The following is an 826-nucleotide window of genomic DNA, read 5'->3' as shown; positions in this document are numbered from 1 at the left end:
CGACACCGATGTCGCCGCCCATCAGCTCGACGAGCCGCGAGGTGATGGCGAGACCGAGGCCGGTTCCCTCGTGGCGCCTCGTCGACGAGGTGTCGACCTGGCTGAACTTCTCGAACACCAGTTTCAACTTTTCCTCGGGGATACCGATGCCGGTGTCGGTGACCGAGATGGTGAGCTTCGTTCCGGTCGGAACCCGGTCGCCGGTGACGTCGACCAGCACATGGCCTTCATCGGTGAATTTCACCGCGTTGCCGAGCAGGTTGGTGACGATCTGCCTGATGCGGCCGACATCGCCGACGAACAGGCTTTCGAGACGAGGCTCGATGCGCACGATCAGCTCGAGGTCCTTCTCCTTGGCGCGTGTCGACACCAGCGTCGCCACGTCCTCGATCGCCTCGGCAAGATTGAAGGGCGCCGGATCGAGCACCAGCTGACCGGCATCGATCTTGGAGAAGTCCAGGATGTCGTTGATGATGGTGAGCAGCGCGTTGCCCGATTTCACGATGATGTCGGTAAACGTCTTCTGCTTCGGGTCGAGGTCCGATTTGGCCAGGAGTTCGGCCATGCCGAGCACGCCGTTCATCGGGGTGCGGATCTCGTGGCTCATATTGGCGAGGAATTCCGACTTGGCGCGGTCGGCGAGCACGGCGCGCTGCCGGGCCTCGCGCAGTTCGGCCTCGCGAGTCTTCAACTCGGTGATGTCGGTGGTCGAGCCGATCAGGTAGAGCGACCCATCGGAGGCGATCATCGCCCCCTTGCGGGCAAACTGATGCCTGACGCTGCCGTTGACCGCCGTCACGGTCTCTTCGACCTCTTGCGTTTCACC

Annotated in this window: 1 protein-coding gene; it reads right to left on the bottom strand. The window is 62.8% G+C overall.

All coding sequences use genetic code 11. The features are described 5' to 3' along the window. On the bottom strand, positions 1–826 hold an 826-nt coding region (locus tag EN935_RS38300), incomplete at both ends, for an ATP-binding protein (protein WP_245489173.1).

Origin of the sequence: Mesorhizobium sp. M7D.F.Ca.US.004.03.1.1 (assembly GCF_003998635.1) — a bacterium.
GTDB lineage: Bacteria > Pseudomonadota > Alphaproteobacteria > Rhizobiales > Rhizobiaceae > Mesorhizobium > Mesorhizobium loti.
The sequence above is the reverse complement of the archived record's forward strand: the minus strand, read 5'-3'. Positions and strand labels throughout refer to the sequence as shown.